This is a genomic window from Pseudomonas sp. GL-R-26 (assembly GCF_019947365.1).
In the GTDB taxonomy this organism is placed as follows: domain Bacteria; phylum Pseudomonadota; class Gammaproteobacteria; order Pseudomonadales; family Pseudomonadaceae; genus Aquipseudomonas.
The window spans coordinates 1-3,287 of record NZ_JAGYGI010000070.1 but is presented as its reverse complement, the minus strand read 5'-3'; the positions used below and the strand labels follow the sequence as shown (position 1 = coordinate 3,287).

The window sequence follows — 3,287 nt, the reverse complement described above, 5'->3', positions numbered from 1 at the left end:
CGCCCCGCCCTTGTTCTCGAAGGTCACCGCCTTGGCCGTATTGGCCTCGACCATGGCCTTGCCCAGTACCCGGGCGGTCTGGTCGTAACCACCGCCCACGGAACCTGGGGCCATGAATTTCACGGTATCCAGCGCGAACGCGGGTGCGACAAGCACGGCAGCGGTCAAACCGGCGGCCATGCAGCGACTGAAACGACGGATCAAAGCGGACATGGGCATCTCCTGATTGCATTGTTTTTATAGGTGCCGTTTGCCCATCGAGGTGTTCGATGAACATAGGCCTGCGAACAAGCTTAGGCCATGGATCCTTGGGTTGATTTGTTTTAAAGCGCTGCAACACCCTGTAGGAGCGAGCCTGCTCGCGATGGACGTAAATGCACCGCGTTTATTCAGGTAACACGCGTAATCGTTAGCGACCATCGCGAGCAGGCTCGCTCCTACAGGGTTTGAAGTGTTCCAACCGGCGTTTCATTACAACTTTGTCATCAAGCTGTTGGTCGGCTGTCCGGATCACTTCGTTAGCCTGAACTCACTGTCAGGCCAACCACCGGCAGCCACCCTGCCCTTGTAGAGAGAGATTCGTCATGAAAATGTTGATCGCGGGTTTTGCCGCCCTGCTCGCCACCGGTTCGGCATTTGCCGCCACCCAGCCCACCTCGGCGGTCATCCACGACAAGGACGGCTTCTATGTCCCGGTGGATGTGGCCAAAGTGCTGTCCATGACCGACCTCAACGGCCAGTGCGGCATTGTTCCGGCGCAGTTCAACTACCTCGACCACCAGGGTCGTGAGCACCAACTGGACTATCAGGTCCAGGGCGTAGGTTGCATTGGTGAGAACTGAGCGGATGCCTGTATTCACCGCCGACCGGGCTACACTTTCGCCACTGGCTCGCCCCTGTAGCCCGACCGGATCAGGCAGGTTTCCATGAACATCCTCGTTGTCGAAGACGAACCCAAGGCCGGCAACTACCTGCTCAACGGCCTGCAGGAACTCGGATACACCGTGAGCCTGGCGCGGGACGGCGTCGATGGCTTGCACCTGGCCCTGGAACACGATTTCGACGTGATTGTGCTGGACGTCATGATGCCGAAGATGGACGGCTGGGAAGTCCTGCGCCGCCTGCGCAAAGAAGCCGACACACCGGTGCTGTTCCTCACCGCCCGGGATGACATCGCCGACCGTATCAAAGGCCTCGAACTGGGCGCCGACGATTACCTGATCAAGCCGTTTTCCTTCGCCGAACTGGTGGCACGCCTGCGCACCCTGACCCGGCGCGGTCCTACCCGGGAAGAAGAACACCTGCACGTCGACGACTTGCAGATCGACGTGCTCAAGCGCCGCGTCAGCCGCGCCGGCAACCGCATCACCCTGACCAACAAAGAGTTCGCCCTGCTGCACCTGTTCGCCACGCATCAGGGCGAGGTGCTGTCACGTTCGATGATTGCCTCGCGGGTCTGGGACATGAATTTCGACAGCGACACCAATGTCGTCGATGTCGCGGTGCGCCGCCTGCGCCTGAAAATCGATGATCCGTTCCCGCTCAAGCTGATCCACAGCGTGCGCGGCATCGGCTACCGCTTCGACACTCAACCCTGAACGCCCCCATGAATGCGATGACGCCACTGCAATCCGCCTCCCGTCTCAGCCACTCCCTGACCCTGCGCCTGGCGCTGGTGTTTGCCCTGCTGGCGTTTGTCTCGCTGGCGCTGCTGGGCGTGGCGCTGTACCGCGACCTGGAGCGCGAGCTGATCCATCGCGACGACATTGCCCTGATCACCCGCATCGACCAGTTGCGTACCTTCCTCAATGACAGCAACACCCTGGACCTGATCAAGGCCAAGCCGGCGCTGTTCCAGAACATGATGGGCAACCGCGAGGCCCTGTTGACCATCGGCACCCCGGGCCAGCCGCCGTTGCTGGTGGTCAACCCGGGCAACCTGACGATGCCGGTGCTGACCCCGGTGGCCATGGATCATCGGCTGACCTTGAACGACGTGCAGCATTTGCCCAGCGTCAATGGCGTGCCGTTTTCCGCCCTGGCGGCGACCATCGATTCCGGTGACCTGGGCAGCCTGCAAGTGGTGACCGGGCGCCTGATGACCGAGCGCACCGCCGTACTCGCCGACTACCGGCTCAATGTGTACCTGTTCGCCAGCGTCGCGGCGATTCTGCTGGCGCTGTCCGGTTATGTGCTGGTGCATCGCGGCCTGTTGCCCGTGCGGCGCCTGGCCCGTCACACCCAGAGCATCGACGTCGGCAACCTCAACGAACGCCTCGACAGCCAGGGCGCGCCGCTGGAACTGCGGCCCATGATCGACGCCTTCAACGCCATGCTCGACCGGCTGGACAAAGGCTTCATCCAGCTGGGCCAGGTGTCGACCGACATGGCCCACGAACTGCGCACACCGATCAACAACCTGCTGGGCGAAACCCAGGTGGCCCTGCAGCAGAACCGCAGCACCGACGCCTATCAGCAGCTGTTGGCCTCGAATGTCGAAGAGCTCGAACGCCTGGCGCGCATGCTCGACAACATGCTGTTCCTGGCCCGCACCGATCCGCGCAGTGCCCTGCGCCAGCGTCAGGAGCTGGATGCCGCCGACGAGATGCAACGCATGGCCGACTATTTCGAAGGCCCGGCGACCGACGTTGGCATCTGCATCGATGCCCGGGGCAGCGGCTTGATCTGGGCCGAGCCGATGTTGCTGCGCCGGGCATTGGCCAACCTGTGCGCCAACGCTATCAAGTACGGCGCGCCACATTCCGAGCTGTGCATCCACGCCACCCCAACCGCCGACGGCATCCAGGTGCAAGTGCGCAACCACGGCCCGACCATCCCGGCCCGGCATCTGCCACGGCTGTTCGAACGCTTCTACCGGGTCGATGAGTCCCGCGAACGCTCGGCCCAATCCAATGGCCTGGGCCTGTCGATCGTGGCGACGATCATGCAACTGCACAACGGTGCCTGCCATGTCAGCAGTGCCGACGGCATCACCTGCTTCGAACTGTTTTTCCCGGCGCGGCAACAGCATGAGTAGCGTTTGAGCGAAAACCACATGGGGCACTTCCGACAAAACAATGCTCAAGGGTGCGTGTCATGACCTAACCTCATTGGCTATGTGACTAACAACCCGTCGAGTTCGCCGATGCGCAATGTCTTGAAGTCAATGATTTACGTCGCCTTCGCGGTTCTGGCGGCAAGCACGGGATGGCTGTTGGCGGGGGACATGGCCGACGCACCTGCTCCTATTCCTGCTCCTGCTCTTGCCCCCGCCCCCGCCCCCGCAG

The 3,287-nt window shown here is 62.1% G+C and carries 3 protein-coding genes and 1 pseudogene; 3 read left to right on the top strand and 1 reads right to left on the bottom strand.

What is annotated here, in order from left to right; genetic code table 11:
• Nucleotides 1-213, bottom strand: a pseudogene (locus KGA96_RS29520) (tripartite tricarboxylate transporter substrate binding protein); the annotation flags it as partial.
• A 371-nt stretch (nucleotides 214-584) separates the two neighbouring features.
• On the opposite strand from KGA96_RS29520, the gene KGA96_RS29515 reads away from it, so the two are divergent.
• The 3 genes from KGA96_RS29515 to KGA96_RS29505 all read left to right on the top strand — a co-directional run bounded on the left by KGA96_RS29515 (nucleotide 585) and on the right by KGA96_RS29505 (nucleotide 3,037).
• Complete coding sequence (locus KGA96_RS29515; protein WP_046040382.1) at nucleotides 585-842, top strand: DUF2790 domain-containing protein; 258 nt, start codon at nucleotides 585-587, stop codon at nucleotides 840-842.
• An 84-nt stretch (nucleotides 843-926) separates the two neighbouring features.
• A complete protein-coding gene (locus tag KGA96_RS29510) occupies nucleotides 927-1,598 on the top strand; it encodes a heavy metal response regulator transcription factor (protein ID WP_046040381.1) in 672 nt (223 codons plus the stop codon).
• Between the two features lie 8 nt (nucleotides 1,599-1,606).
• Entirely contained in the window at nucleotides 1,607-3,037 is a 1,431-nt protein-coding gene (locus KGA96_RS29505) for a heavy metal sensor histidine kinase (RefSeq protein ID WP_223516071.1), read from the top strand.
• Nucleotides 3,038-3,287 lie beyond the last annotated feature (250 nt).